Origin of the sequence: Natronospira proteinivora (assembly GCF_024170465.1) — a bacterium.
Taxonomy (GTDB): Bacteria; Pseudomonadota; Gammaproteobacteria; order Natronospirales; family Natronospiraceae; genus Natronospira; species Natronospira proteinivora.
Window position 1 is genome coordinate 879,664 of record NZ_JALJYF010000001.1, and the last position, 26,646, is coordinate 906,309.

26 protein-coding genes are annotated in these 26,646 nt (G+C 57.8%); 9 read left to right on the forward strand and 17 right to left on the reverse strand.

Annotated elements, in window-relative coordinates:
• Positions 1-2: 2 nt before the first annotated feature.
• The 10 genes from J2T60_RS04160 to fabD form a co-directional block, all read right to left on the reverse strand.
• A complete protein-coding gene (locus tag J2T60_RS04160) occupies positions 3-356 on the reverse strand; it encodes a PilZ domain-containing protein (RefSeq protein ID WP_253445808.1) in 354 nt (117 codons plus the stop codon).
• A gap of 13 nt (positions 357-369) precedes the next feature.
• Positions 370-1,443 carry a DNA polymerase III subunit delta' gene (locus tag J2T60_RS04165; RefSeq protein WP_253445811.1) on the reverse strand — a complete coding sequence of 358 codons (1,074 nt, stop codon included), beginning with the start codon at positions 1,441-1,443 and terminating at the stop codon, positions 370-372.
• Positions 1,440-2,105 carry a dTMP kinase gene (gene tmk / locus J2T60_RS04170; protein ID WP_253445814.1) on the reverse strand — a complete coding sequence of 222 codons (666 nt, stop codon included), beginning with the start codon at positions 2,103-2,105 and terminating at the stop codon, positions 1,440-1,442. The genes J2T60_RS04165 and tmk overlap by 4 nt, the downstream gene beginning before the upstream one ends.
• Positions 2,098-3,132 carry an endolytic transglycosylase MltG gene (gene mltG / locus J2T60_RS04175; RefSeq protein WP_253445817.1) on the reverse strand — a complete coding sequence of 345 codons (1,035 nt, stop codon included), beginning with the start codon at positions 3,130-3,132 and terminating at the stop codon, positions 2,098-2,100. The genes tmk and mltG overlap by 8 nt, the downstream gene beginning before the upstream one ends.
• The gene (gene pabC, locus J2T60_RS04180; protein ID WP_253445820.1) at positions 3,129-3,968 is read right to left on the reverse strand and encodes an aminodeoxychorismate lyase; all 840 of its coding nucleotides are present in this window, start codon (positions 3,966-3,968) and stop codon (positions 3,129-3,131) included. The genes mltG and pabC overlap by 4 nt, the downstream gene beginning before the upstream one ends.
• 4 nt (positions 3,969-3,972) lie before the next feature.
• Positions 3,973-5,328, reverse strand: a complete 1,356-nt coding sequence (locus tag J2T60_RS04185) for an aminodeoxychorismate synthase component I (RefSeq protein ID WP_301288308.1) — start codon at positions 5,326-5,328, stop codon at positions 3,973-3,975.
• Positions 5,329-5,351: 23 nt separating this feature from the next.
• On the reverse strand, positions 5,352-6,596 hold the full coding sequence (gene fabF / locus J2T60_RS04190; RefSeq protein WP_253445823.1) for a beta-ketoacyl-ACP synthase II: 1,245 nt from the start codon (positions 6,594-6,596) through the stop codon (positions 5,352-5,354).
• A gap of 94 nt (positions 6,597-6,690) precedes the next feature.
• On the reverse strand, positions 6,691-6,933 hold the full coding sequence (acpP, locus tag J2T60_RS04195) for an acyl carrier protein (protein ID WP_253445826.1): 243 nt from the start codon (positions 6,931-6,933) through the stop codon (positions 6,691-6,693).
• A gap of 297 nt (positions 6,934-7,230) precedes the next feature.
• A complete protein-coding gene (fabG, locus tag J2T60_RS04200; RefSeq protein ID WP_253445829.1) occupies positions 7,231-7,962 on the reverse strand; it encodes a 3-oxoacyl-ACP reductase FabG in 732 nt (243 codons plus the stop codon).
• Positions 7,963-7,995: 33 nt separating this feature from the next.
• A complete protein-coding gene (gene fabD, locus J2T60_RS04205) occupies positions 7,996-8,931 on the reverse strand; it encodes an ACP S-malonyltransferase (protein ID WP_253445832.1) in 936 nt (311 codons plus the stop codon).
• A 347-nt stretch (positions 8,932-9,278) separates the two neighbouring features.
• Between fabD and gspG the strand changes: the two genes are divergently transcribed.
• The 8 genes from gspG to J2T60_RS04245 are packed head-to-tail and all read left to right on the forward strand — an operon-like array spanning position 9,279 to position 14,889.
• Positions 9,279-9,707, forward strand: coding sequence for a type II secretion system major pseudopilin GspG (gene gspG / locus J2T60_RS04210; protein WP_253445835.1), 429 nt, complete (start codon positions 9,279-9,281; stop codon positions 9,705-9,707).
• 11 nt (positions 9,708-9,718) lie between these two features.
• Positions 9,719-10,258 carry a type II secretion system minor pseudopilin GspH gene (gene gspH / locus J2T60_RS04215; protein ID WP_253445838.1) on the forward strand — a complete coding sequence of 180 codons (540 nt, stop codon included), beginning with the start codon at positions 9,719-9,721 and terminating at the stop codon, positions 10,256-10,258.
• Between the two features lie 3 nt (positions 10,259-10,261).
• Positions 10,262-10,768 carry a type II secretion system minor pseudopilin GspI gene (gene gspI, locus J2T60_RS04220; RefSeq protein WP_301288309.1) on the forward strand — a complete coding sequence of 169 codons (507 nt, stop codon included), beginning with the start codon at positions 10,262-10,264 and terminating at the stop codon, positions 10,766-10,768.
• Positions 10,765-11,430 carry a type II secretion system minor pseudopilin GspJ gene (gspJ, locus tag J2T60_RS04225; protein WP_253445844.1) on the forward strand — a complete coding sequence of 222 codons (666 nt, stop codon included), beginning with the start codon at positions 10,765-10,767 and terminating at the stop codon, positions 11,428-11,430. Before gspI ends, gspJ begins: the two co-directional genes overlap by 4 nt.
• The gene (gene gspK, locus J2T60_RS04230; RefSeq protein WP_253445847.1) at positions 11,427-12,377 is read left to right on the forward strand and encodes a type II secretion system minor pseudopilin GspK; all 951 of its coding nucleotides are present in this window, start codon (positions 11,427-11,429) and stop codon (positions 12,375-12,377) included. Before gspJ ends, gspK begins: the two co-directional genes overlap by 4 nt.
• Before the next feature lie 18 nt (positions 12,378-12,395).
• On the forward strand, positions 12,396-13,631 hold the full coding sequence (gene gspL, locus J2T60_RS04235; RefSeq protein WP_253445850.1) for a type II secretion system protein GspL: 1,236 nt from the start codon (positions 12,396-12,398) through the stop codon (positions 13,629-13,631).
• 2 nt (positions 13,632-13,633) lie between these two features.
• Complete coding sequence (locus J2T60_RS04240) at positions 13,634-14,134, forward strand: type II secretion system protein M (RefSeq protein WP_253445853.1); 501 nt, start codon at positions 13,634-13,636, stop codon at positions 14,132-14,134.
• Complete coding sequence (locus J2T60_RS04245; RefSeq protein WP_253445856.1) at positions 14,131-14,889, forward strand: type II secretion system protein N; 759 nt, start codon at positions 14,131-14,133, stop codon at positions 14,887-14,889. Before J2T60_RS04240 ends, J2T60_RS04245 begins: the two co-directional genes overlap by 4 nt.
• A gap of 42 nt (positions 14,890-14,931) precedes the next feature.
• On the opposite strand, the gene J2T60_RS04250 is transcribed toward J2T60_RS04245, so the two are convergent.
• The 4 genes from J2T60_RS04250 to J2T60_RS04265 all read right to left on the reverse strand — a co-directional run bounded on the left by J2T60_RS04250 (position 14,932) and on the right by J2T60_RS04265 (position 19,932).
• A complete protein-coding gene (locus J2T60_RS04250) occupies positions 14,932-15,756 on the reverse strand; it encodes a hypothetical protein (protein WP_253445859.1) in 825 nt (274 codons plus the stop codon).
• Positions 15,757-15,902: 146 nt separating this feature from the next.
• A complete protein-coding gene (locus J2T60_RS04255; protein WP_253445861.1) occupies positions 15,903-16,403 on the reverse strand; it encodes an alpha/beta hydrolase family protein in 501 nt (166 codons plus the stop codon).
• A 30-nt stretch (positions 16,404-16,433) separates the two neighbouring features.
• Complete coding sequence (locus J2T60_RS13385) at positions 16,434-19,511, reverse strand: two-component regulator propeller domain-containing protein (RefSeq protein WP_253445864.1); 3,078 nt, start codon at positions 19,509-19,511, stop codon at positions 16,434-16,436.
• A gap of 151 nt (positions 19,512-19,662) precedes the next feature.
• Positions 19,663-19,932, reverse strand: coding sequence for a late competence development ComFB family protein (locus J2T60_RS04265; protein WP_253445867.1), 270 nt, complete (start codon positions 19,930-19,932; stop codon positions 19,663-19,665).
• Between the two features lie 161 nt (positions 19,933-20,093).
• Here J2T60_RS04265 and J2T60_RS04270 point away from each other — a divergent pair, with 161 nt between their 5' ends.
• The gene (locus J2T60_RS04270) at positions 20,094-21,293 is read left to right on the forward strand and encodes an EAL and HDOD domain-containing protein (RefSeq protein ID WP_253445869.1); all 1,200 of its coding nucleotides are present in this window, start codon (positions 20,094-20,096) and stop codon (positions 21,291-21,293) included.
• Positions 21,294-21,302: 9 nt separating this feature from the next.
• Here J2T60_RS04270 and J2T60_RS04275 read toward each other — a convergent pair whose 3' ends face one another.
• The 3 genes from J2T60_RS04275 to J2T60_RS04285 all read right to left on the reverse strand — a co-directional run bounded on the left by J2T60_RS04275 (position 21,303) and on the right by J2T60_RS04285 (position 26,630).
• The gene (locus tag J2T60_RS04275; protein WP_253445872.1) at positions 21,303-22,127 is read right to left on the reverse strand and encodes a GGDEF domain-containing protein; all 825 of its coding nucleotides are present in this window, start codon (positions 22,125-22,127) and stop codon (positions 21,303-21,305) included.
• Between the two features lie 159 nt (positions 22,128-22,286).
• Positions 22,287-25,394 carry an efflux RND transporter permease subunit gene (locus tag J2T60_RS04280; protein WP_253445874.1) on the reverse strand — a complete coding sequence of 1,036 codons (3,108 nt, stop codon included), beginning with the start codon at positions 25,392-25,394 and terminating at the stop codon, positions 22,287-22,289.
• Positions 25,395-25,430: 36 nt separating this feature from the next.
• Complete coding sequence (locus tag J2T60_RS04285) at positions 25,431-26,630, reverse strand: efflux RND transporter periplasmic adaptor subunit (protein WP_253445877.1); 1,200 nt, start codon at positions 26,628-26,630, stop codon at positions 25,431-25,433.
• Positions 26,631-26,646 lie beyond the last annotated feature (16 nt).

Below are 26,646 nucleotides of genomic sequence, written 5' to 3' on the forward strand. Positions count from 1 at the left end.
GCTTACATCGTATGGGTGGGACGGTCGGCACCCATGGCGCCGGCAAGATGGGTTTCGATCTTCTGCTGGGTCTTGCCACCATCCTTGTCGGAAAACTGCACCCCGATACCGGCAACGCGTTTGCCACCGGCACCCCGGGGTGTCACCCAGACCACTTTGCCTGCCACTGGAATCTTGTCCGGTTCATCCATGAGGCTCAGAAGTAGAAACACTTCATCCCCTAGGCGATAGGGTTTGCTGGTGGGAATGAAAATACCGCCATTCTTGACGAAGCCCATATACGCCACATAAAGGGCGCTCTTATCCTTGATGGTGAGGGTCAGAATACCCTGTTGGGGTCCCTTCGCTGCCGTCATGTTGCAACCTCTTCTACTGGGTGAAGGCCGAGCCATTGCCTTCTAGCCGCCCTTGAGCGAGCGACCGTTGATCGGGTGCACCCCTGATTATGCCACAAACTTGGGCCCATTGCCCCAATAAGGATTCCGCCAATAACTGGGGATTGGCACTGTCCAAGCGCCGCTCGGCGTGATCCACGGCAGAGAGCAGCTCGTGCAAGGCTTTCCAGTTTATTCGGCTTGCCAGCTTTTGCAACTCATCGCCCTGGACACTGCTCAGAGCATCGGCATACTGAGGGCCGGCCTGAAGCTGCCGACTCAGGGCCTGCAGCCAGACCCGCCACCAAGCGATCACGGAGGCAAGGTCCTGTTTTATCCACTGATCGGCGGCATTTACCACGGTTTCTCGCCCAGTGCCCACGGCCAATACCCGCCGGGCATTCTCACGCGCCTGCTCCACTCCGCCACTGTCCCAAAGAGAGAGGGCTTTCAGGGGTGAGCCTCCGGCCAGGGCGAGGGTCTCTCGCCAGTCCCCCTCCCCCTGCTCCGATAGCCAGGACAGTGCTTGCTGTTGATCCGGCCGTGGAATCATCACCTGTTGGCAGCGACTGCGGATGGTGGGCGTCAGTCGGCCGGGCAGGGAAGTCACCAGAATCAACAAGGCATTCCCAGCGGGTTCTTCCAGTGTCTTGAGCAGGCTGTTGCTGGCACCGGTGGTCATGATCTCTGCCGGGGCAATAATAGCGTGCTTGCCAGCTGACTGAGAAGCGGTAAGAGACATCCAGGCCGACAATTCCCGGACCTGCTCCACCCGAATGGTCTTGCGCTTGGCTTCCACAGCGAGGCGCCGCCAATCGGGGTGGGTCCCCGCCAGGAACTGCCGGCAACCATCGCATTTCCCGCAGGGGCTACCTTCGCTGTCCGGCTCGCGGCACAAGCGGGCTTGAACCAGGTACTCGGCAAACTGCAGCTTGCCCACCCCGCTGGGGCCGGCAATCAACAGGGCGTGAGGTAATCGCCCGCTTCTGATGCGGGCCATCAGCCCGTTCCAGGCCGTCTCATGCCAGGGCAGACGCTTTGGGGGAGGGAAGGTGCCTTCCTCGCTCATGATAATGCCTCGGGCAATTGTCGGATCCATTGTGCCAATTCGGTCTGGATCTGGGATTGCACCTGATTGAGGGACTGGCTGGCATCAATTCGCCGAAAACGTTCGGGCTCTGCTTCGGCCCGCTCGAGGTAGGTCTCGCGGATGGTCTGGAAAAACTGAACCGTTTCCTGCTCGAAACGATCTCGTTCCCCTCTTTTGTCCGCCCGCTCAAGCCCTATGGAGACGGGTGCGTCCAATAGTAGCGTCAGATCCGGGCGGCGTTCTCCCTGTATCCATTGTTCCAGCCAGGCCACGGCGGCCTCCCCCAGTTTTCGTCCCTGACCTTGGTAGGCATAAGTGGCATCGGTGAATCGATCACAAAGAACCCATTCTCCCCGTGACAGAGCCGGGAGGATGACATCCTGCAGGTGAGAGTCCCGAGCGGCGAAAATCAGAAGCAGCTCCGCTTTGTCCGTCAAAGGCGCGGCATCCCGTTTCACCAGCAATTCACGAACGGCCTCGGCAAAGGGCGTGCCACCCGGTTCCCGGGTACGGCAGACAGTAATATCCTGCTTTCGAAGATAGTCGGCAATGAAATCCATATTGGATGATTTGCCCACCCCTTCCCCGCCTTCCACGGTAATGAATCGTCCGGGCGGTGTTTGTTTCGTGGTCTCATTCACCATTATTCTCCAGGTCCACATCCTCTCCCAGCTGATATTTTCGAACCGCCCGGTTGTGTTCTGCCAGGGTGCTTGAAAAATGGTGGCTGCCGTCATTACGGGAGACGAAGTACAAATGATCTCCCTCTATCGGTTGTACGGCCGCCTCCAGAGATGCGCGACCCGGCATGGCGATGGGGGTGGGTGTAAGGCCATGGCGGGTGTAGGTGTTGTAGGGAGTGTCGGTTCTCAGGTGACGATAGCGCAGACGACCATCAAAGTTTTCATCCTCCACGCCGTAGATGACCGTGGGATCGGTTTGAAGACGCATACCCTCTCGCAAGCGACGGGTGAAGACACCGGCCACCTTGCGCCGTTCCCCCGCCACGCCGGTTTCCCGTTCGATAATCGAGGCCAGAATCAGGGCCTCATAGACCGTATCATAGGGCAATCCCCCATCCCGGTCTGCCCAGACTGCTTCCAGTGTCTCCTGCATGGCCTGGTGGGCACGCCCTAGGATCTCCAGGTCCGTGGTACCGCGGGAGAATCGGTAGGTTTCAGGAAGAAACCATCCTTCCGGATGCAAGGCCTCTGAGCCCAGGGTGGCCATCACGGCATGGTCATCCAACTCCCCAATGGTATGCTTAACGGCCTCATGGCGAGCCAGGGCCTCACGAAGCTGTCGGAAGGTCCAGCCTTCAACCAGGGTGAAACGGTGCAATACCACCTCTCCCCTTTCCAGGCGGTTTACCAGTTCCGGTATGGTCATATCTGGTGTCAAGCGGTACTCACCGGCCTGGATTCGACGTCCCCGATCGCTGAGTCGAGACCAAACGCGTACTGGACGGGCATCGTCAATAATGCCCTCATCTTCCAGCTCACGCATCAGCCCCATTAGGGAACTGCCCCGTTCAATCTCCACGAGATACGGCTCATTCAGGTCCAGCGTGTCGTTTTCCAGGTTGTACCACTGCTGCCAGACATAAATGCCCGTTACGCTGAGTGCCAGCATGAACAGTGCTGCCAGAATGAGCAGGAGATTTCTCATTGGGTCACGCCTTTTTCCTTAAGGACTGTCTGCAGTTGATGGGTGATTCGACCCGGTGGCCATTGGGCTTGAATATCATGTCCATGAAGTCCGACCACCGGGCGAATACCATTGAGGCTGTTACTTAGAAAGACCTCGTCTGCCAATAGAATATCCCTCAGCCGGAGTTCCGTCACCCGGGCATCGATACCCTGCTTTCGGCAGCTGTCCAGCACTTCCGCACGCATCACCCCGGCCACCCCACTGTGACTCAGCTCAGGCGTCAGGACCATCCCCTGGCCGACCAAGAAGATATTGGCGGCCACCGCTTCAATGATGCGGCCGTCTTCGTCCCTCAGCAGCCCTTCGTCCCGTCCGGCTTGATCCACTTCGCGCCGGGCTAGGACCTGGTCCAGGCGATTGCTGTGCTTAAGACCGGCCAGGGCCGCCTGTCGGCCCAGACGATGTTCACAAAGTTGCAACTGCAGCAATTGTCCGCTGGTGTCCGGGGCGGGGAAGCAGCCAAGATAACATTGGGATTCGGGCTCGCTGGGACGACGGTAACCTCGATCGCCGCCGGCTAGGGTCAGGATGAGCTTGATGACCCAACGCCCCTGCGGCGGACACATCCGGCGGATATCCTCCCGTAATGTTGCTTTGGGGGGGCATGGGATCTCCAGGCGTTCACAGCCCTGTCTCAGCCGCGCCCAGTGACGCTCCCAGAGTGGCAAACGGCCGTCCATGGCCAGCATGGTTTCAAATAGGCTTTCGCCAAATTGCAAACCCCGGTTGGGCCATGCTTCTGACTCCAGGGGGACTTCGTTCAGCTGCCATTGACCCTGAATCTTTTGCGCCATGGGTTCAATGCTCCAGTGCCAGCAACATGCCGCGGGCCTTGGCCCGGGTCTCATCCAGCTCCTGTTCCGGAATGGAATCCGCGACGATGCCGGCCCCTGCCAACAGCCTCAACGCCCTTCCCCGGGTTTCCATGGTTCGAATGAGGATGTTGCTGTCCATGCTGCCGTCCCGGTTGATATAGCCAAGGCTGCCGGTATAGGCGCCACGGGGTCGGGCTTCCAGTTCCGCAATGATTTCCATGCAACGAACTTTGGGGCAACCGGTGATGGTGCCGCCGGGAAAGACCGCGGCCAGAATCTGGCCCGGAGTAATGCCTGCATCAACCTGGCCCCTGACGTTGGAAACGATGTGGTGAACATGGGCATAACTCTCCAGCACCATGAGCTCGTCCACTTCCACGCTGCCTGGCTGACAGATGCGTCCCAGATCATTGCGCTCCAGGTCGATCAGCATAATATGCTCTGCCCGCTCCTTGGGATGGCCGATCAACTCGTCCAGCATGGCCTTGTCCTGGGATTGTACCGATCCCCGGGGTCGAGTGCCCGCTATGGGACGGGTATTGACCCAGCCTTGGGTCCGGCTGACCAGGCGTTCCGGAGAAGAGCTGATGACAGCCTGATCACCTCGTACTGCCAGTCCGGCGAAGGGGCCGGGATTGCTTGCTCGCAAGCGCTGATAGACATCGGCTGGCTCGATGCCGCTGCGAAGCCGGCCTTGCCAGCTTCGGGACAAATTGGCTTGAAATACATCGCCATCTCGAATATAGCGGCGCGTCCGGTCCACGGCGTGGCAATAGTGTTCGGGGGCTTCCTCTGTGAGTGCCTCTTCCAGCAGGAGGTGTTGATCACTGCCATCACGATCATGACTACGCTCGGCATCCTGAGCAAGATGTTTGATTCGACCCTCGTCGGGTTGCTCCGAGACCAGCCAGGTGCAGTTTTCATGATGATCAATAATGACAGCGGCGGGGATTCGAACCGCCCAGGCGATTTCCTGCGCGGGGTCGTGTGGCAAGCGCAGGCTCGGCTCAATCAAACCGGCCATTTCATAGGAGAGGTAGAAAAACCAGCCGCCGGAGAAAGGCAAGGAGCGATCCGCTTCGGCTAGGCGTTCCGACTGCCATTCCTCATCCAGCTGTTTGAGGAAATCCCTGGGCGGGTCACCGGCCTTGAGATCGATTTCTCGGCCTGGAAACGCGAATAGCAGGCTGTACCGGCCTTGTTCAGGACCGTGGGCGGCACTTTCCAGCAAGAAGGGGTATCGCTCTGGATTGGCTCGGTGCATGCCGAGCAGATTCGGCATGGTCTCAAGCTGGACCACTTCTGCCGCCAGGCTATCCTTGGGCTTGGCTTCGAGCATGATGTGCTCGCGGCCTCCCAGGCTCAGTCAAGCTTGCGGAAAACGAGAGTCCCGTTGGTCCCGCCAAAGCCAAAGGAATTGGACAGGGCCACGTTGATCTTGCGTTCCTGGGCGCCATTGGCCACGTAATCCAGATCGCAACCCTCGTCGGGGTTGTCTAGATTGATGGTGGGCGGGGCCACCTGATCACGAATGGCCAATACAGAGAAAACCGCTTCCACACCGCCGGCCGCACCAAGCAGATGCCCGGTCATGGACTTGGTGGAACTGACCGCAATTTTCTTGGCATGATCGCCCAGTAAATCCTTGGTGGCGCGGGTTTCCGCCAGATCACCCAGCTTGGTGGAGGTGCCGTGGGCATTGATGTAGTCCACTTCCTCCGGAGCAATGTCCCCGTCCTTGAGTGCGGACTCCATGCATCGTCGGGCGCCCTCACCGTCTTCCGGCGGTGCGGTCATGTGGTGCGCGTCCCCACTCATGCCAAAGCCGGACAGCTCGGCATAAATACGTGCGCCGCGCTTTTTGGCACTTTCATACTCTTCCAGCACCAGCACCCCGGCGCCATCGCCCAGCACAAAGCCATCCCGGTCCTTGTCCCAGGGCCGGCTGGCGGCTTCGGGATCATCATTGCGGGTGGACAAGGCGCGGGCGGCACAGAATCCACCCAGGCCTACCGGCGTGGTGCCCATTTCGGCCCCACCGGCGACCATGGCATCCGCGTCCCCATAGGCAATGGCGCGGGCCGCCACGCCGATATTATGGGTGGCCGTGGTGCAGGCCGTGACCAGGGCCAGATTGGGGCCTTTGAGGCCATACATGATGGACAGATTGCCCGAGATCATATTGATGATGGTGCCGGGCACGAAAAACGGCGAAATGCGCTTGGCATTGCCGTTGTCCAGATAGGTCTTGTGGGCCTTTTCGATACCATCCAGCCCACCGATGCCCGAACCGACAGCCACACCGATACGATCCGCATTCTCGTCGCTGGCTTCCAGGCCGGAATCCCGGAAAGCCTGAATGGAGGCAACCAGGCCATAATGAATGAAGGGATCCATGCGCCGCGCATCCCGCGGGTTCAGGTAATCACTGTGGTCAAACCCCTTCACCTCTCCGGAGAACCGGGTGGGGAACTGGCTGACATCGAACCGTTCAACCGGGCCGATACCACTTTTCCCCGCCAGGATATCCGACCAGGCGGATTCAACAGTACTACCAACCGGAGACACGATACCCAGGCCGGTAACGACAACGCGACGCTTAGCCAAACTGCACCTCTTGCGGACGGTGTTTTACAGCAGACGGGATCCGGCATCACATGGATGCCAGATCCCGTCCCGGAAGGACATCAAGGGACAGCGCTTAGCTGTCGCTCAGGTGCTCATTGATGTAATCAATAGCCTGCTGAACTGTGGTGATCTTTTCGGCTTCCTCGTCGGGAATTTCGCATTCGAATTCCTCTTCGAGAGCCATCACCAGCTCGACGGTGTCCAGGGAATCGGCGCCGAGGTCATCCACGAATGACGCTTCGCTTTTGACTTCGTCTTCCTTCACACCGAGCTGTTCAACAACGATTTTCTTGACCCGTTCTTCAATGCTGCTCATCTTGCTTAAATCCTCCCGTGGAAACAGGGTGCCTCTTCGCTTTCCCACTCTTTGGGCTAGAAGAGGCCCGAACTTATACGGGGGTGCCATGATGGCGCCCCCGTGACTGCGGCGGCTATTGTAGTTAAAACCTTCTGCCCATGCCACACCGTTACGAAAATCAAAGAAAAAACAAGCAAAAACAGTGCATTACATGGCCGGGGTCTGTTTGAATTGACCTTAATCCGCGCCCGTCGGCCCGCCTTTGGCGCATTTGAGCGGCTTTAAGGCAATTCCACCCCTGGTCCGGATGACGCTTCAGTCCATGTGCAGGCCGCCATTCACATGGATGGTTTCCCCGGTAATGTAAGCGCCTTCCGGTGAAACCAGGAAGCGAACCGCACCTGCAATGTCCTCCGGCTGGCCGAGGCGACCCAATGCCACGTCATTGAGCATGGCTTCCCGCTGGGCTTCGGGCAGTTCACGGGTCATGTCGGTTTCAATGAAACCGGGGGCTACGGTATTCACCGTGATATTGCGCGACCCCACTTCACGAGCCATGGCCTTGGAAAAGCCCACTACGGCAGCCTTGGCCGCGCAATAGTTCACTTGCCCCGGGTTCCCGGTAAAGCCCACTACTGAGCCGATATTGACGATGCGCCCTTCTTTGGCTTTCATCATCCCTCTCAGCAAGGCTTTGCTGAGACGGAAAACACCAGTCAGATTGGTGTCGATCACCTGATTCCATTCATCATCTTTCATCCGCATCATGAGGTTGTCGCGAGTGACCGCTGCGTTATTCACCAGGATGACAGGCGCACCAATTTGCTTGAGTTCAGCCAGGAAGGCCTCAATGGATTCCGCGGAGGAAACGTCCAGAGCCAGGCCTTGGCCGCCGTGGGCCTTGAGTGCCTCGGTGATGCCGGCAGCACCTTTGTCGGAGGTGGCGGTGCCCACTACCTGGGCGCCGGCTTCTGCCAGGCTCCGGGCAATGGCACTGCCGATGCCCCGAGAAGCACCGGTTACGACTGCGAGTTTTCCGTCAAGCATGCAAGCTCCTTAATAGCAGGGTTTATTGATAGATCAACTGGCGAACTGTTCCAGGGCTTTTTCCAGCGTCTTGGGGTCCATCACCGGCAAAGCGGGCATGCGCCGGTCAATGCGTCGGTTGAGACCGCACAGCACCTTGCCGGGGCCGGCTTCCACCACCGACTCCACACCGCGTTCCTGAAAGGCTTCGATGGTCTCCACCCATCGCACGGGATGGTTCAATTGGGCCACCAGGGCGTCCCGGATACCGCTGGGGGTAGGTTCCGGGGCCACATTGAAATTATGAATGACGGGAATTTTGGGTGCTTGAATATTCACCGAGCGTAGCCGTTCCGCCATGGCTTCAACGGCCGGCCCCATCAGGCGGCAATGGGAAGGTACACTCACGGGCAGGCGCATGGCGCGTTTGGCGCCAGCGGCCTCCGCCTCGGCAATGGCGCGGTCCACGGCTTCCTTGTTCCCGGCAATCACCACCTGACCGGGGGAATTGAAATTGACCGGCTCCACGACCTGACCCTCGGCGGCCTTGCCGCAGACTTCGGTCACTTGTTCGTCTTCAAGGCCCAGGATTGCGGCCATGGCGCCACTACCTTCCGGGACGGCCTTCTGCATGGCCTGACCACGAAACTGAACCAGGCGGACTGCCTCAGCAAAGTCCAGGGCACCGGCCGCCACCAGGGCGGCATACTCCCCCAGGCTGTGGCCGGCCAGATAGTCCGGCGTCGGGCCGCCTTGGTCGCGCCAGACCCGCCAGACGGCCACACCGGCCGCCAACAGCGCCGGCTGGGTCCATTCAGTGCGGTTCAGAGCCTCGTCAGGGCCTTCCTGGCTCAGCTTCCAGAGATCAGCGTCAAGGGCGTCGGAGGCTTCGATGAAGCAATCTTTGATCAGGCGCTGGGATTCGGCCAGTTCGGCCAGCATGCCCACCGACTGGGAGCCCTGCCCCGGGAAAATCATGGCAAATGGCATGGTGTGCTCCTTAGCGAAGGTCAATTTATGAGTACGGAATCCGGCTCCGGCCCTCTCGGCAGCGTTTGGCAATATCGGAGCTTGATGGCCGCAGGATTATAGCTTCTCCCACAATCATTACCACCCGGAACTCTGGCCCTCACCGCGGAATCAAAGCTTTTGCACCCTTCCGCGGCCGCCGCGCTCGCAAGCGACGGCATTGACGGCCAAGTGCGGTATCATGGATGCTTTGCTACGCGGCGGTCCAGGCCTGGCCCCCGGTGACTCCCGCCGGAGTCCGGGTGAGGCGGCCGTGTGATGGGGAAGTCCATTTCAAACAGTAGTCAACTGACGGGGTCGGAATCGCTATGTTTAATCGCTCAGCCAACCGAGGGTTCACGCTCATCGAGATCATGGTGGTGGTGGTCATTCTCGGTATTCTCGCCGGGATTGTAGTCCCGCGCATCATGGATCGGCCGGATGATGCCCGTATGGCCAAGGCACGCCAGGACATTCGCAGTATCGAGCAGGCACTGCAGCTTTATCGCATGGACAATTACGTCTACCCCACCACGGACCAAGGGCTGGAAGCCCTGGTGAGTGAGCCCAGCGGTTCTCCCAATCCACCCAATTGGCGCCAATATATGGATCGTATACCCAATGATCCCTGGGGCCGGGAATATCAATACGTCCAGCCAGGCGAGCATGGGGATTTCGACATTTATTCCTTGGGCGCCGATGGTCGTGAAGGTGGCGAAGGTGCCAACGCGGTTATCGGCAACTGGAATATCGACTGATCGCCGTCCCAATGCGTTTCGCCGGCCGGGGCTTTACCCTAATTGAAATCATGGTGGTGATTGTGATCATCGGCGTCCTGGTCACCATTGCCACGCTCTCGATTAACCGCCTGGGGGAGGATGATCAGGCAGCCGAGGAACGTTCCCGCCTGTATGCCCTTATTGGCCTGGCAGCGGATAGAGCCATGATCGAAGGGGGGGAATACGGGCTGTATATTGGCCGAAGCGGCTATCGCTTTCTTCAATATCGGGATGAAGGCTGGGCTGTGCCATCCGGCAGCGAGTTTCGCCACCGGGAGTGGCCGGATGGGCTTCAGGTTCATCTGGAAGTCGAGGGGCGTGGCGTGGATATGGAATCATTCAGTGAGGAGGATTCCCGACCCCAGGTTTATCTCACCGGAACGGGCGAAATGATGCCGTTCCGACTCTATCTGACCAACGAGGGAGATATGGACGGTCTCGTCCTGGAAGGCCTGCCAAGCGGCCGCCTGATCCGCTGGAATGAATCCGATGGCCGGCCGGATGATCGCGACTTGTCTGCCCAACGCTAGACCATGCCGGCACTGTTTCCCCATAATTCTGGCAAAGCGGCTCCCCAATCAGGGTTTACCCTGATGGAAGTACTGGTCGCTTTGGCTGTCATTGCCATTGCCTTGACGGCCATTCTGGGTAGTTCTGGACGGACGGTCAGTAATGCCGCCTCCCTCCGGGATACCACCCTGGCCCAATGGGTGGCCGAGAACCGTCTCTCCGAGGTCCGACTGGAAGCCGACTGGCCATCCACCGGTGGCAGCGAAGGCGAGACCGAAATGGGAGGCCGGGAATGGTTTTGGCGGATGGAAGTTGAGAACACGGATGACGAGGATCTTCGCCGCCTGGAGGTCTCCGTGTACACGGAACGGGATGCCGAGTACAGCGTGGCGACGGTTCTGGGCTTTGTAGGACGGCCACTTGCCTCGCAGCAGCTCCCCCGCTATCTGCCGGTGCCAATTCCTGATGAGGATGGCGGGCCAGGTGATCCAGGCGATCCGCCACCGCCGCCGGGAGGAGGCCCTAGATGATGAGACGGCGCAATCCTTCCAGGCAGCGTGGTTTCACCCTGTTTGAATTGATGGTGGCCATTGCGGTCTTTTCCATACTGGGCGTTATGACCTGGACGGCCATGGCTGGAATGATGCGTCAGCAAGAACTAACTTCCTCGGCCATGGACCGTTTCCGCGATATCCAGCATGGCATGACGCTTCTCAGCCGTGATCTGGAGCATATTCGGCCCCGGCCCATCCGGGGAGCCTCTCATGGGGACTTTATGCCGGCACTGCGGGGCGGAAACCATTTGGAGATGCCTTTGGAATTCACCCGGGGTGGCGTCCGCAACCCCTTGGAGCAACCGCGATCCACCCTGCAGCGTGTGGCCTATCGTCTGGAAGGCGAAACCTTGATTCGCTATAGCTGGCAGGCCCTGGACCGAGCTCCCGACAGTCAACCCACCGCTATGCCCCTGATGGACGATGTCGTTTCCATGGAACTTCGTTTTTTGGGTCCTCAGGGGGAATGGAGCGAGGATTGGCCGCCGGTGGATCGTGGCCAGATGGGAGGAGACCCCTATTTAATGCCACAGGCAGTGGAGGTTCGGCTGGAAACCGACGATATGGGCGTGCTGCGACGCTTGGTCACCGTGCCAGGTGTACAAGGCGCAGCCGAACGAGAGGATGACCTTCGATGATACGGTCGGGCCGAGCACGGCAAAGGGGCGTGGCCCTGGTCATGGCATTGGTGGTGGTGGCTATTTCAGCCATCATCGCCAGCGACCTGCTGTACCGGACATTTATTGACCAGCGTCGAACCGAATCGGTACTTCATAGCGCCCAGGCGCGTCAGTATCTATACGGAGCCGAGGATTGGGTCGGACATCTGCTGCGGCGGGACAGCGAGGAGACTGAGATAGACAGCCTGGATCAGCCCTGGGCTGAACAGCTCCCTCCCCTACCAGTGGATGGGGGGCAGATCACTGGCCGCCTTGAGGATCAACAGGGCCTGTTCAATTTGAATAATCTGATAACGGATGATGGTCGTGTCAACGAGATGGCGCACGGCCATTTTCAGCGTCTGCTGGCCTTGTTGGAAATCGATCCGGAGATTGCCGATGCCGTCCTCGACTGGATTGACGCGGATCAGGAGCCCCGTTTCCCAATGGGCGCCGAAGATGGCACCTATCTGGGGCAAGACCCGGCGTACCGTGCCGCGAACCAGGGATTTCAAAGCGTGAGCGAACTGCGATTGGTGGCGGGTTTCCAGGACCCGGAGGTTTACGATCGCATTGAGCCCTATGTCACCGCCCTGCCCAACTCTATCCCACTGACACCGATTAATGTGAATACGGCACCCGCTCCGGTATTGGCCGCCCTGGTGGAGAACCTGGCAATAGATCAGGTCGAAGGAGTTGTGGGAATGCAGGAAGCGGGCGGCTTCGAGAGCCCTCAGGCCTTCCTGGAGGCCATTGGTCAAAATCTGGACGTGGATCCGGAAGCCTATATCGCGGTTCGCACCAGTTTCTTCCGACTGACTGCAAGGGCGGATATTGGAAGTGCTTCGGTCACCATGTACAGTTTGATTTACCGTAATGAAAGCGGCGTTGCCGCACCCCTGAACCGCAGTTTTGGAACCTACTGACCCCGGATACCCCTTGGCATGAGCGAAACCTTAGTCATTCATTTCCAGGACCCCACTCAGCCGGTGGTGGATTGGTACATTCTGGATAACCAGGGCCAGCGGCTTGGGGCTGCGGGACATGGTCTGCTGCAGGATTGCGCCAGCGAGGCGGTGGAACGGCGGATTGTCGCTCTGATGCCGGGGGAACGGGTCAGTCTGATGGATGCCCAGATTCCGACGCGCAAGCGTCAACGGATTCTCCAGGCAGCGCCCTGGGTTTTGGAGGAAAGACTTGCTCAGGATGTGAGCAGCCTTCATTTCGCCTTGGGGCCACGCCAGCCTGACGATCAGGTACGTATCGCAGTGGTCGGGCGTAGTGATATGCAAGCCATGCTCGAGCAGCTTGAGAGCGCGGATCTGAAGGCAGATGCCATTGTGCCCGATTTCCTGGTGCTTCCCTGGCAGAGTGGCGAATGGGTTCTGGCTGTCGGCAGGGACAGAGTGATGGTGCGTACTGCTAATTGCCAGGGCTTCTCCATCGATCGAACCATTGCGCTGGAAATGCTTGAATTTCTGTTTCAGGACGAGGAACAGACGGCACCTGAGCGGTTGATACTGCTACGTCCTGAAAACGACCCGGATTTCCCCCAGGCCCTGGAAACACATCTGGGTGCTTCCATTGAAGTGGATGACCGTCCTTATCAGGAAGCATTGTCCCAGGCATTGGTTCCACAGCTTGAGCGCCGGCCGGTGCTGGATCTGGCTGAAGGGGAATTCCGTTTGCGCCGGGATGAAGATGAGTGGTGGCATCCCTGGAAGCCAGTGGTAGGACTGGCGGCGGCCTGGTTGATGGTCATGGCCTTGGCTGAGGGTGTTCATCTATTTCAGATGTCACAAAAGAGCCAGGCCCTGGATCAGGAAATTGAAACGGTATTCAGGGATGCCCTCCCCGATGCCGAGCGCATGGTGAATCCCAGGCTGAGAATGGAGCAGCGCCTCAATGCACTGAGAGGTTCGGATGTGGAAGGGTATTTCCTACCGGTAATGGCCGCCATGGGGAACGGCATGGCCAGCCTGGATAACGGGACATTGCGGGGGCTCAGTTATCGACCCGGGGTACTGGATGTAAATCTCCGGGTACAAAGCAGTGCTGCGCTTGACTCCTTCAAAGATACTGTGGAAGAAGACGAACAATTCGAGGCCACGATTCAGCAGGCCAATACTCGAGATGACTATGTGGATGGGCGACTCCAGGTTCGCCTGCGGGGAAGCTGATCATGCTGGATACCTTAAAAGAATGGTTTGAGTCGCTGGAACAGCGTGAACGCTTGATGGTTATTGTCTGCAGTGTGCTTGTAACACTCACATTGCTCTATCTTCTGGTCGTGGAACCGTATATCGAGCACCGGCAGAATCTGGAGCAACAGGTGAGTGAAAAGCAGGAGCTGATTGCCTGGATGCAGGGTGCCCATGCCGAGATACAGGCTCTGGAGGATGCCGGGCGTCAAACTACCGCCGGTAGCGGGCAAAGCTTGTTTGGTGTTGTGGACCGCACCTCCAAGGATGCAGAGCTTGACCGTGCTGTGCGGCAGATCACCCCTGATGGAGATGACGCAGTGCGAGTCAGGATGGAGGCGGCACGGTTTGATCACACACTGCAATGGCTGGAAGAGCTGGAACGGAATCACGGCATCGAGGTGTCCCGGGTGACGTTTGACCAGACTGATCAATCCGGCCGAGTTAATGTTTCTCTGTCCTTGGAAAGGAATGGATCATGAAACGGATTTTGCTTTTCAGCACCGTAGGGATGATTGCCTTTCTGGTCTTTTTTATGGCCAAGGCACCGGCCGCTTTGGTGCTTTACTTGGTTCCAGACAGGGAAGAGCTTGTGCTTATGGCCCCTAGCGGAACCCTCTGGAATGGCCGCATGGGACAGGTTCAAGCCGGCCCCCTGCGTTTAGGTCCCTTGGAATGGGATATTCGCCTAGGCCGGCTTTTAATGCTCCGCCTGGATGCTCAGGTGGATACTCGCCTGGATGATGGCCGAATATCGGGGCGTGTCATCCTTCGGCCGGGTGGCCGCATTCAGATTCCCCAGCTACAAGGTCAGGATCTTCCCCTCTCTCGTCTGGCCCCTCTCGCTTCTCAGGAAGCGGGAATGGTGGACGGAACGGCGGCTTTCCAGCTCAGTGAATTCGAATTCCGCGAGATGCGCCCGTGGTCGGGAGAAGGCCAACTACGGGTGTTTGATTTATCAGCCAATCTGGCCGGACAGGTGGAGCTGGGTAGTTATGGTGGGCAGATTACTGGCACGGAAGGCCGGTTTGAGCTGGATTTCACTGATGCGGGTGAAGCCACTCCCTTCGCACTGGCCGGAATCTTGAATTACCAGAGTGAAGAGCAACGGTATGAAGTGGATGGCCGTATCCGGGCTCGCCCGGAAGCCCCGAGCAATATAGCTCAAGGTTTGCAATATTTGGGGCAGGAAGATGAAGAAGGCTACTACCCCATTCGCTTTAGCGGACGTCTGTAACAGCGATTGCCGCCCAGTTAGTCGCTTTATGTCAACAATCACTTACATTGAGTACTCATCGGGCCATTCAATCTCTTTGGCCCGCACCGCCGCACCGGCAGCGATTCGTTGGCGTTGGCGGAGAGACAAACGATCCTGAGGCCACCACTGTCGAACCGATTCCCGATATTCATCCCGCATGGCCTTCAAGGAATTATACAGGGACCCGCTATAGGCGATTTTCACTAGTTTTCCGGCATACCGAATGGAGCCGGTAACAGTTCGTACACCCATTTCCCGCTTGATGATCCCCATGTGCAGGGTAAGCCGAAACAAGTCACCATCGTGGACCTTTCCAGCATAAGGTCGATTCAGGATCAGCCCCACATGATAAGACTGCCGAGTACTTCGGCGTTGAAACAAGGCATGGGGAACGGCAGAAACACCATTGGCCTGAAAGCGTTTCCCCCGATTTCCCATAATAGCTGCACTAACTAGGCGATATTCCGCCGAATCCAGCTCGAAGCGGGCGCAAATCTCATCCCTTTGTTTCAGTTTCATTGCCTGGATTCTTTGCCATGCGCCCAGGATGGCAAGAGCAAGACCAAGCAGAAAGGTGGCAATGATTACAGACTCTTTGCCAGCCAATGGCCGAAAGGAGGTAAGACGAAAGAGTTCGTTGATTGCAAGGCCGAGTGCAACAAGGCCAGCGACCAGCAGGAATGTCCAAATTACCGTCAACGGCTCAGGGTTCAGACTCAGGTCATCATCCCGCCGTTTTCCGATTGCGCCGCCCGCACCATCCAGTTGGCCACGCAGATTGCAGTAGCGAACGGGGTTATCCGCATACATGGCCAGCTGTTTTGCCCCCACATCTGAATTAGCCATGATGGAAATACCTTCTCCAGTTCTGGGCACCGTCCGCCGGTAACGCTTCCCAATTTAAATGCTTTACACCATGAAACAGGTAGTTAGCCTTATAAATTAAAGTAAAGTGTAGCTGATGAAATGGGGGATGTATTTGAAATCCAGGCTTAAGCGGCATTTTGGTTCAGAAATGCCTCGAAAAAACGGCTCAGAACATCATGTGAATTTGCCAGGCGGTGTCCGTCCGGGACTCGAAGCAGGCGGTCCTGGCCGCCCCGCAGGCGAGTTTCACTCTGGGAGACCGGCACCACCGCATCCTCGCTACCGTGAATGATCCAGGCGGGCAGTTTCCGGGGCAGGTGAGCTGGCTCATGGTCTGGCATTTCAAAGGCGGGCGCCATCAAAAAAAGCCCCTGACAACCTTGCTCTGATGCTGCCATGCAGGAGACCCAAGCCCCCATACTGGAACCCACCAGCAACTTTTTACGCGGATCATCGGCCAATCGCCGGCGGAGCTCAGTCAGGCGAGGCAAACCGTCCAGGCTAAACCGGTAGTCCGGGCTTTCCACGGCCAAACCACGACTGCGAGCAATATCCGCCAAAAGGAGAATTTTGCTTCCCCAGGGGCCACTCTCCTGACCGTGGGCAAAATAGATCACTCGGGCCATTGCCCCACCTTCATCCCTATTCCGTGGTGCTCAGTTTCTTTCGGCATGTAGGCTGACATTTTCCAATACCATCATGGACTGGGTCGCGGCCGCGGATAGAAGTAGTCGCTCGCGATAAGCAAAATCTTCAGCCTTCCTGGCGATGAAGAGCACGCCAAATTGCTCACCACTGGCTCTTAACGGCACCATGACAGCATAAGAGCCGTCTCCGTTGGGATAGCCTACGATTCTCAGTTCATCGCGATTGAGCGCTTCAACCATTTCAGATTCCCGGCAGCGCCGGATGGCGTCAGGCAGTAAGATAGGGGCTCGTTCCAGAGCGTGGTTTACATCGCTATCCCCACGCATTCCCAGTAACCGGAATTGTTCGGATTCCTCAAGAAATACGACGGCACCGTCGCTGTCTAGAAGCTCATCCAGCTCCAGCAGCAATCGCTCCATAGTTTGCTCGGGCGTTAAGGACCCGGCAAGATGGCTGCTAAGGTGATGCAGACGCTTGGCCCAGTAACGACGCTCCTGTTCCACTTCACGCGTCGTGTCCCGGTGGTGTCGTCGTGATATAGCATGCCAAACAAGTAGTGCCATCAAAAAGATGGCTGTCCCATAGGCGATCATGGCCAATGGGTGCTGCCAAGGAGCACGGGCTACTTCAACAGGAATACTTGCACCCTCTTCTGCCCAGCCGCCTAAGCGATCGGCCGCCTGAACCCGAAAACGATATTCCCCAGCCGGGAGATTGGTGTAAACCGCCTGGTTGTTACTATTGTTCTGTCGCCAGCTGGTCTCGAAACCTTCAAGTTTGAAGCGGTATTGATTATTTCCAGGGTTTCGAAAATCCAAGGCTGTGAAAGAAAATCTCAGCAGGTTCTCATCATGGGGGACATGAAGCTTGCCTTCATGGAAATCCCGTTCGGGATAGTTCAGAACCTCCTGGCCGATTTGTATTTCGGTGATTTGAATAGGCGGCGCCGGATGAGACACCATGACGTCAGATGGCCGAAAGACATTAATGCCGTTAACCCCACCGTAGGCCATTCGGCCGTCAGGGAAACGGGCAGATGCCCGAGCATTGAATTCCCTACTCTGAAGGCCGTCACTGGTTTCAAATACCTGAACGCGGGTGTTGTCACGATCCACGCGAATAAGCCCCTGGGAAGTTCCTCCCCAAAGATTGCCTTCCTCATCAAGCTGAACGGAGTAGACCATATCGGCGGGAAGCTGATTCTGGCTATCTAGATGAAGATATTCACCACTCTCCAGTTCTATTCGAAATAGACCCAGTTGGGCACCCAGCCATACCATGCCTCTGTCGTCCACGATGAGGTCATTGATGCCGCCATGATTAATATCAAGGTTCCGCTCGTCTCCGTCTCGTGGTGTGCCGGGCTCAATGCGAAGACTCACATGGTCCGTGGCCAAGTCGTAGAGAACAAGTCCATTGTCACCTGCCAGCCATAGCTGATCCGGGCCTGTAACCCAGATTCCGTTTAGATTGCGGAATCCATGATCTTCCTCATCAAGAAGAATATGCCATTGCTCTTGTCCCTCTTCCGGCGATGCCAGTCTCACAATAACCTTATCATTCAGGGTGAGGAAGAGATTATCCTGCTCGTCACCGACCAGGCTCATAATGATTTGATGTTGCTCCTGATCTTCCAGGTCTAGGGTTTCCAGCAGTGGGAACCTTTCGTATTCCGCTTCTTCCCCCAATCGGGCATCGGTATGCCATAGCCCATTGATACTGGCGACCCATAACCTGTCATCCGGACCCTTCTGCAACGCAGTTGCATGATGCTGGCCCGCGCCTCCATTTTCCGGTTTGCGGCGAACCACCTTCTGGATCCCCCTTCCTTCTGGCCACCGAACACCGGCCAATCCATCCTGGGTTGCCACCCAAAAGACATCGTCTGAAATGGGCAGAATGCTCCAGATATCCGGATGGGGAAGGCTTTCTTCCTCAATCGGGTGATGTCCGAACTGGCCAAAAGCCATGGCCCGGGGGTTGAGACGCTGGGCTCCCTGAGCATGGCTACCCGCCCAAACCAGCCCGCCCTGGTCCACGTGCACGGTCATCAGATTGGGTTCTGCCAATGTGTGTGGCATGGCAGGGTCTGATTGGAACTGGCGAAGCTGTCCGGATCCGGGATTAAAGTACAGCAGTCCTTCCCCATAACTGGCAAACCAGAGGCCACCATCCGGATCTTCTGCAATGTCCCATATTGCCACGTCCTCACTGATGTCTCCCAGCGGATGCTCCGAATCAAAACGATTCACAGCGCCACTGTCAGTGATATTGAACACCACGCCACCACCGGCAGCCCATAGCTTCCCATCGTGGCTCAGTTGAATGGCTGCAATGAAGGTATCGTGGGGCAGCTCGTTACCATTATCTGTCTTGTGCCAATTCAGCAAGGTTCGGTGCTCGGGGTCCACACGAACCAGACCGGCCGTTGTGCCAAAGACTATCCCGCCTGCTTGGTCTTCGGCGACGGCCAGAAAGGGGGAGCGAATGTCCTGCTCATCGCCGACCTCCAGACGCTGGAAATAGCGGTCTTCGGGGCCCAGTCGAAAAGCACCTTCATGGGTGGCGGCCCAGATAACGCCATTGGAATCAATGTGAAGATCCCAGACCATGCCGAGTGGGGTATCCGCACTATGGTCAATGGGAATGCGTTCCACGGTTCCTGCTATTGGATCCAAGCGGTGGATGCCTGTTCGGGTTCCAACCCACAGGAAGCCATCTTTGTCTTCGGCCAGAGCATTAGCGAAGTTGTCGCTTAAGGAAGCATCATCTTCTGGATTTTGTCGGTACAATCTGAATTGGTAACCATCATAGCGTTGTAGCCCGCCTTCCGTCCCCATCCAGATGAAACCGCGACGGTCCTGATGGATGCTGGCAACAGTGCTTTGAACCAGGCCATCCTCAATGCTCATATGCTCAAACCGGGTAAAGTCATTGGAGGCCAATGCCGAATTCAGGCATATGCCCAGCAGGTAGGCGAACAGAAATGCTTTCGGAATTGACAGCCACGACAAACAAAGAGTGAGATACGGCTTGTGCCGCGTCCCCTCCCCCAAAACAGACTTACTGTCATAAATACCGTTCACAACCGTTTTGCATTCCATTCAATGAATTGACATCAGCACATCGTTGTCCTCAAGACCCTGCTTGACCGACCTCGATGGGAGATTAAGCCCAAAAGCATGTCTGCACAGTGGACCCGTTAGCGGTGTCATTCCCCGATACCCCTCTACGGTTTCAATCTCGGTGCCGAGGGTGAGTCCTCACCTGTTCGATCGCCTTGTCAACCGCTTCGGCCACTTTGGACTCCATATCCGCAAAATCCTGATCCCCCAGGTGGGCGCCAAGATCCACGGTATGCCGCACATATCGGCATGGAAGGCGGTTCAGTGCCAGACAGGCCACATCCTCGAAAAACCCCTCCCAAGGCTCTTCCCGCTCTCCTTCCATGCGTTTCCAGAGGTAATCCTGGACCAGCTGTTCGTAAAAATTCTTGATCTGGAACACCGCAAAGCCCTCCCTCCCGACTTTTTAGGGGCCCATGATGAAACGCTCTGATGCCCATGTAAAGGCCTGTGCCGCTGCGGCTGCATTTTTGGCCTGTAACGCTTATACTTTCATCCCGCCGGACGAATAACAGGGAAAAGGACCAACCGAGGAGTCTATCCATGGAAAGTGTGTTCGTCGCGCGACAGCCCATATTCAATCGCAAGCTTCAACTCTACGCATACGAACTCCTGTTCCGTTCCGGTATCAAAGTCTCCGCAGATTTCAGTGACGGCGATGCTGCCACTTCGGAAGTTATTCTCAATACATTCACGGTTTTTGGTTTGGATGAGCTGGTGGGTAAAGCACCTGCCTTTATCAACCTCACCCGCCGTTTTCTCGTCCAGCAAGACCCCCTGCCCTTGCCCCAGGATCGAACAGTGATAGAGATTCTGGAGGATGTGGTTATTGATGAGGAACTGATTCGTTCGGTGGAACGACGAAAAAGGGAGGGGTATACCATTGCTCTGGATGATTTCTTTTATACGCCTCAGTCCGAGCCATTGCTGGAGATGGTGGATATCGTCAAGCTGGAGGTGCCCACATTGCTGGATGGGCAGGCCCCCAGCCTTATTGAGCACCTCAAACGCTTTAATCTGACTCTGGTAGCAGAGAAGATTGAAAACCAATCCCAATTGGATCATTGCCGCGAGCTAGGCTGTGATTACTTCCAGGGATACTTCCTCAGCCGGCCGGACATATCCTCCGGAACTCGTTTATCCAGTGAACGAATTGCCATGATGGAGCTGCTTGGACGCCTCCATGACCCCGAGGCGGATATTCTTGACCTGGAATCCGTAATCAGCAAAGACCTGGCCTTAAGCTACAAGTTGTTGCGATACATCAATTCCGCCTATTATCGGCGCGCTTTTGAAATCCGCTCCCTGCGACAGGCGGTGATGATGCTGGGAATGCGGGAACTCAGGCGCTGGGCCTCAATTGTCTCTCTGAGTCAGGCCTCGGAAAAGCCGGAGGAACTGATCAACCAACTCCTGGTGCGAGCAAAGATGTGCGAGTTGATCGCCGAGGAGATTGCACCGGACTACAGTGATGTGGCCTTTATTGCCGGCTTGTTTTCCGGCTTGGATGCCCTGCTCAATTGCACCATGGAAGAGGCATTGGAGAAACTCCCCTTGGCCGCCGAAATTCGGCAAGCCTTGTTGGAACGCGAGGGGCCAGTGGGTGAGTTTCTCGGCGCCGTGCTGGCCTATGAGAATGCCGATTCCATTGGCCTGAACGCATCGTTGGTAACACCAGACCGGCTACGGGAGCGTTACTTGGCGGCCCTGCAATGGCAACAGCGCCAGAGTACCCTGATCTAGCCAGCCATTTCAGGCTGCGGCCACTCCATCACGTCCCTGTCGTTTCACCCGATACATGGCCTGATCCGCCCGGCGAACTAGCTGATCCCTGGTTTCCTGTGGAATCCCTTCGGTAATCCCGATACTGACCTTGGGGGCACTCTTGGTCACCTCCAATTGAATTCGCACACGCGCCGCCACCAGTCGGGCTGCTTCCAGGTCTGTTTCCGGCAATATCACCAAGAACTCATCACCGCCGAAGCGGCCAACCACATCTGATCCGCGGGTCGCTGATTGCAGGACATCTGCCAGTTTGCAAAGCGCCCGATCCCCCGACTCATGACCCATTTGATCATTCAGCTGCTTGAGGTCATCCATGTCAATCATTAGCAGCGACAGGGGGGTCTGGTGTCGGCGACTTCGATGAAGCTCCTCAGACAGACGTTGCTCCAGACCTGTGCGATTGAGTATGCCGGTCAGAGCATCCACCATGGCACGTTGTTCCGCCTCCTGGATGGCCAGCAGTCGACTTGCCAGGGGGATTAGTACCGGGCTGAGACGACAGACCAGAGCGCCACCCTCAGCGGATTCATTGCCGCCTATCCGGAAACGCCCAAGGCCCCGACCCTGATGCTCAAGATCAGCGTCGATCAAGGGAAGTCCGCCCTGCCCCCAACTCCAACGGCCCAATCCCGGGCTGTCGATTACCAGCGACTGGATACCGCTGTCTTCCATGGTGTGGGACAAGGCTTGGACCGCTTCAACCAGGGCCGCTGGGGTCTCTACGCAAAGGAGGCGGCGAATTTGGGCAAGATCGGGATGGGTCGGCTCTCCAAAAGTCGACGTCAGGCTCATTGTCTCAGCTCACTCTTCTTGTCTTTGAGCAGAAAAGATAAGCAAGCCACATGCCAGGCAGGAAATTACACAGAAGATCAGTGAGATAGCAACTCAGGGGAAAGGAAGTGATTCCGTCGTCCGGCAAATGCTTGCCGGACGACGGAATCCCGACGCCCGTCAAGAAGGGGTGACCGCCGTTTCAGCCTCCAGCTCGTCATCCCGGCGATGGAAAATGGCGTAGATTACCGGGATGACCAGCAGAGTGGTGAAACTGGCGGACAACAGACCGCCAATGACGGCCCGGGCCATGGGGGCCTGCTGATCCGCCCCCTCACCAATGCCCAGTGCCAGCGGCAACATGGCGAAGGTCGTGGTCAGCGTGGTCATGAGTACCGGGCGCAGCCGTCGCCGTCCCGCTTCGGTGATGGCGGCATTCAGGCGCATCCCCTCCCCCCGCTGGAGCCGCCCGGTCTGATCCACAATCAGGATGGAGTTATTCACCACAATTCCCACCAGCATGATCATCCCGATCAGCGATTGCAGATTAAAGGTGGTGCCTGTGAGATACAGCATCACATTGACCCCGATAATGGCCAGGGGCACTGTGAACATCACGATGAACGGATCGCGCAGGGATTCATATAGAGATGCGAGAACCATGTAGACCAGAAGAACCGCCATGATCATGGCCAGGCCCAGCTCAGAGAAAGCCTCCTGCTGTTCCTCGAATTCCCCTGAGACAACCGCGTCATAGCCATCGGGCATGGGAATATCCCGCAATACATCCTGGACATCCGCCGCCACCGAGCCAAGGTCCCGGCCGCTGATATTGGCATAGACCACCGCGAGGCGCTGCTGATTCTTGCGGTCAATCTGCTGCGGTCCAACCCCCTCACCCACATCCACCAGGTTGCGCAAGGCAATCTGATCGCCTTCATCATTGCGCACGGTCAGATTCAGGATTTGAGACTGGGTCAACCGCTCGGAATCACGCATGCGGATGAACATGTCGTATTCCCGGCCCTCATCCGTAAATTCCCCGGCTCGGACCCCGCCGATGGCGGCTTCCAGGGTTCTGGCGGCCCGCTCCATGGAGACACCCAGGTCGGCGGCCCGGTCCCGGTTGAGCAGCATCAGTTCTTGCGGAATACCTTCTTCCCGGCTGCGTCGGGTATCACTAATCCCTTCCACGCCGGCCAGCCGCTCTTCCACGTCGTCAGAAAGGGCATCCAGGCGATCCAGGTCGAAGCCACGAACTTCCACTTCCATCTGCTCACCATCGCCACCGCCGGTGCCCATGCGGAGCAGGAACAGGCCCTGACCGGCGCGGGTACGGATGGTAGCGCCGGGGATATCTTCCAGCAGCGGGCGCAGGTCGGCCGCGATTTCAGCACTACTGCGATCCCGGTCCCTGACGCCCACCAGGCTGAGGCGGACCTCCCCGGTATGACCTTGTCCACGCCAGCCGGAAGAACCCAGACGGGTATAATTGGATTCAGCCTCGGGAACTTCCGGGATCACGATATCTTCCACCTGCTTCATGACCTCATCCAGGATCTCCAGACGAGTACCGGGTTCCATTTCCACACTCACCCGAACCTCACTCTCATCCGCCTCGGGCATGAACTCCGCCCCGATATGAGGCATGAGCAGCAAGGACAGAAGGAACACCAGACCGGCCAGGGACAGGGTCATGGGCTTGTGCCGCAGCAAGAGCTCCAGCAGCTCCTTGTAACGAAGCTCCATGGCGTCAAATCCACGTCCCATGGCGGCGGCCATCCGCTTGGCCAGGCTACGACCGCTGCCTCCGTTCTCGTCCTTGAGAATCTTTGAAGCCATCATGGGTACGACAGTCAGCGCAACCAGCAAGGAACAGATCAGCGCAAAGCCCACGGTATAGGCCAGTTGGCTGAACATTTCCCCGGACATGCCCTGGGCGAAGATCAGTGGTGCGAAAATCACCAGCGTGGTGATGGTGCTGGCAATGATGGCCGGTCCCACCTGGGATGTCCCCACAACGGCAGCCCGACTGCGATCGTCGGCCTCCTCCTTGCGGACCCGGGAGATATTTTCCAGGACCACAATGGCATTATCCACCATCAACCCGACGCCCAGAGCCAGCCCCCCCAGGGTCATGAGGTTGAGCGTGAAACCACCAAAATAGATCAGCGAGAAGGTGGCAATGAGCGAGGTGGGGATCGCTACCGCAACGACCAATGTGCCTCGTATATTTCGCAGAAAAACCAGTAGCACGAATACAGCCAGAATCCCGCCATACAGAATAGTGGTGGTCAGATTGTTGACCGAGTTCTGGATGTATTCGGACTGATCGACAATGGGCACCAGATCCAGCTGGGGATAGTCCCGCTGGATGCGTTGCATTTCGGCATTGACCTGGTCGGCGACATCAACTGTATTACTCCCGGCCTGCTTGCGCACAGCAATCCGGACACCGGGTTCCTCATTGATACGAATGAGCCGGGAGATGCGTTCATGCCCATCTTCCACATCCGCGATCTGGCCCAGTCGAACCTGACTTCCCTCCCGCCGGGCCACAGTAAGGTTACGGATTTCCTCCAGCGTGGAAAACTTGCCCGGGGTGCGTACCGCCACGTCCAGCCGGCCGCGCTCGACCTCACCTGCAGGCACCGTCACATTGGCTTCCCGAAGCGCGGTGCGAACCTGATCCAGTGTCAGGTCCAGGGCCCGAATCCGTTCCGGATCCACCTTAATCTGGATTTGGCGTTCCAGCCCGCCCCAGACATCCAGGGTGGCCACACCCGGGATGCGCTCAATGCGGTAGCTCAGGTCCTCGTCGATCAGGCTTCGCAGGGCAATGGGGTCCAAATCACTGGCAACGCCATAGATGAGGATGGGAAAGCTGGCCGGGTCAAACTTGCGCAGCTGGGGGCGATCGGCCTCTTCCGGCAGGGCGTTGACGATACGGTCCAGGCGGTCACGGATGTCATTGGCAGCCACATCCAGGTCTACCCCCCACTGGAAGGTGACGCGAACCTGGCTGCTGCCTTCCGAGGAAACAGAGGTGAGTTCTTCGATGCCGGCCACAGTGGCCACGGATTCTTCAACGCGCCGGGTGATGGTCTCTTCCACCTCTTCCGGGCTGGCGTTCTCGTAATTCGTAGCCACGGTGAGCGTGGGATAAGTCACGTCCGGCATCAAATCCAACGGCAGCCGGCTCAGGGCAAATAACCCCACCAGGACAGCGATGAGCGCCATCATGGTGGTAAAAACGGGCCGGTTGACGGTCAGTGTCGCGATTTTCATCGGCGTATCCTGGTGCTGTTGTAAAGGCGGAGCGGCTTAGTCGGACTCGCTGATTCGCAGGGGCGTCCCGTCCCCGAGCCGATGCTGCCCCAGGGTGACCACCCGGCCTTCAATGTCCGGCTCCAGGATCTGGCTGTATTGTTCGGTTTGAATGCCCAGTGTGATGGGAACAAAGCGGGCCTTGGGCCGCTCCTCGCCGGCGTCCTCGTCGGGTGCTTCCACGCGGAAAATACCCCGTTCTCCCGCATAGCGCGTAACCGCGTTGTTGGGGACCACGCGGGCATCGGCGACCTCTTCTACCTGAATACGCATCTTGACGAAGAATCCCGGGCTGAGCCGCCGCTCTTCGTTGGGTACGTCGATTTCAACACGGGCTTGTCGGGTCGCTTCCTGCAACTGGGGGGCAATACGCGCCACCGAGCCCTCAAAATGCTCCCCGGGCCAGGCGTCGCTCCGAATCTCCACCGTTTGCCCGCGGCTCATGCGCGCGAAATCCCGATCAGTGACGAAGGTGACGGCCCGCAGGGAACCGGTGTCCAGTACGGTAATCAGGGGTTCATTGGCCGGAACCATGGATCCCTCATCGACAAATCGCTCACCGACCAGGCGCTCGGTATTCTCATCACCACCATTCCATTCCGCACGCACCGTGGCATGGGAAAGCCGCAGACGAGCTGCCCCCAGGGCCGCTTCACGCTGCGCCACCTGGGCTTCATTGACCCGGACGTTGGCTCGGGCGGCATCGTACTCGGACTGGCCCACATCATATTCCGATTCGGAAGCCAGGCCCTGCTCCCGCAAATCCGCCAGCCGGCCGTATTCCCGCTCGCGAACCACCTTATTGGCCCGGGCATCCTCCAGCTGGGCCTCGGCAACCTGCAGAGCGGCTCGGGCTTCTGCCACCTCTTGCTCAAATTCTTCGTCATCCAATCGGGCAATGACCTGCCCCTGGCTGACCCGGTCACCGATATCCACCTCCAGGCTGCGCAGGCGTCCCCCTACCTTGGGCGCAAGATTGAAGCGGTGAGCTGCCTGCAAGGTTCCCGTGTATTCAGCAATATCCTGAATGGTCTGGTGACTGACCTGGCCGACTTCAACAGCAACTGCCTGGTCACGGTCGCCATCACCGGGCCAGCCACCGCCACCGGGACCGGAGCGTTCCCCCTGTCCCAACCACCAGATCAAGGCCGCGCCAAGCAGCACGGCCACGAAAATCAATAGCTTTTTTATGTTCATTACGACTCGCAATCCT

What these genes read in the sequence shown, in the direction of transcription:
- gspJ (WP_253445844.1), top strand. Translation starts at nt 10,765, where the DNA reads ATGATGAGACGGCGCAATCCTTCCAGGCAGCGTGGTTTCACCCTGTTT.
- pabC (WP_253445820.1), bottom strand. Translation starts at nt 3,968, where the DNA reads ATGGCGCAAAAGATTCAGGGTCAATGGCAGCTGAACGAAGTCCCCCTG.
- gspL (WP_253445850.1), top strand. Translation starts at nt 12,396, where the DNA reads ATGAGCGAAACCTTAGTCATTCATTTCCAGGACCCCACTCAGCCGGTG.
- mltG (WP_253445817.1), bottom strand. Translation starts at nt 3,132, where the DNA reads ATGAGAAATCTCCTGCTCATTCTGGCAGCACTGTTCATGCTGGCACTC.
- J2T60_RS04275 (WP_253445872.1), bottom strand. Translation starts at nt 22,127, where the DNA reads ATGAGCCTGACGTCGACTTTTGGAGAGCCGACCCATCCCGATCTTGCC.
- gspG (WP_253445835.1), top strand. Translation starts at nt 9,279, where the DNA reads ATGTTTAATCGCTCAGCCAACCGAGGGTTCACGCTCATCGAGATCATG.
- gspK (WP_253445847.1), top strand. Translation starts at nt 11,427, where the DNA reads ATGATACGGTCGGGCCGAGCACGGCAAAGGGGCGTGGCCCTGGTCATG.
- fabD (WP_253445832.1), bottom strand. Translation starts at nt 8,931, where the DNA reads ATGCCATTTGCCATGATTTTCCCGGGGCAGGGCTCCCAGTCGGTGGGC.
- gspH (WP_253445838.1), top strand. Translation starts at nt 9,719, where the DNA reads ATGCGTTTCGCCGGCCGGGGCTTTACCCTAATTGAAATCATGGTGGTG.
- J2T60_RS04245 (WP_253445856.1), top strand. Translation starts at nt 14,131, where the DNA reads ATGAAACGGATTTTGCTTTTCAGCACCGTAGGGATGATTGCCTTTCTG.
- J2T60_RS04280 (WP_253445874.1), bottom strand. Translation starts at nt 25,394, where the DNA reads ATGAAAATCGCGACACTGACCGTCAACCGGCCCGTTTTTACCACCATG.
- J2T60_RS04185 (WP_301288308.1), bottom strand. Translation starts at nt 5,328, where the DNA reads ATGCTCGAAGCCAAGCCCAAGGATAGCCTGGCGGCAGAAGTGGTCCAG.
- fabG (WP_253445829.1), bottom strand. Translation starts at nt 7,962, where the DNA reads ATGCTTGACGGAAAACTCGCAGTCGTAACCGGTGCTTCTCGGGGCATC.
- acpP (WP_253445826.1), bottom strand. Translation starts at nt 6,933, where the DNA reads ATGAGCAGCATTGAAGAACGGGTCAAGAAAATCGTTGTTGAACAGCTC.
- J2T60_RS04255 (WP_253445861.1), bottom strand. Translation starts at nt 16,403, where the DNA reads ATGGCCCGAGTGATCTATTTTGCCCACGGTCAGGAGAGTGGCCCCTGG.
- J2T60_RS04165 (WP_253445811.1), bottom strand. Translation starts at nt 1,443, where the DNA reads ATGAGCGAGGAAGGCACCTTCCCTCCCCCAAAGCGTCTGCCCTGGCAT.
- J2T60_RS04285 (WP_253445877.1), bottom strand. Translation starts at nt 26,630, where the DNA reads ATGAACATAAAAAAGCTATTGATTTTCGTGGCCGTGCTGCTTGGCGCG.
- J2T60_RS04160 (WP_253445808.1), bottom strand. Translation starts at nt 356, where the DNA reads ATGACGGCAGCGAAGGGACCCCAACAGGGTATTCTGACCCTCACCATC.
- J2T60_RS04240 (WP_253445853.1), top strand. Translation starts at nt 13,634, where the DNA reads ATGCTGGATACCTTAAAAGAATGGTTTGAGTCGCTGGAACAGCGTGAA.
- J2T60_RS04250 (WP_253445859.1), bottom strand. Translation starts at nt 15,756, where the DNA reads ATGGCTAATTCAGATGTGGGGGCAAAACAGCTGGCCATGTATGCGGAT.
- gspI (WP_301288309.1), top strand. Translation starts at nt 10,262, where the DNA reads ATGCCGGCACTGTTTCCCCATAATTCTGGCAAAGCGGCTCCCCAATCA.
- J2T60_RS04270 (WP_253445869.1), top strand. Translation starts at nt 20,094, where the DNA reads ATGGAAAGTGTGTTCGTCGCGCGACAGCCCATATTCAATCGCAAGCTT.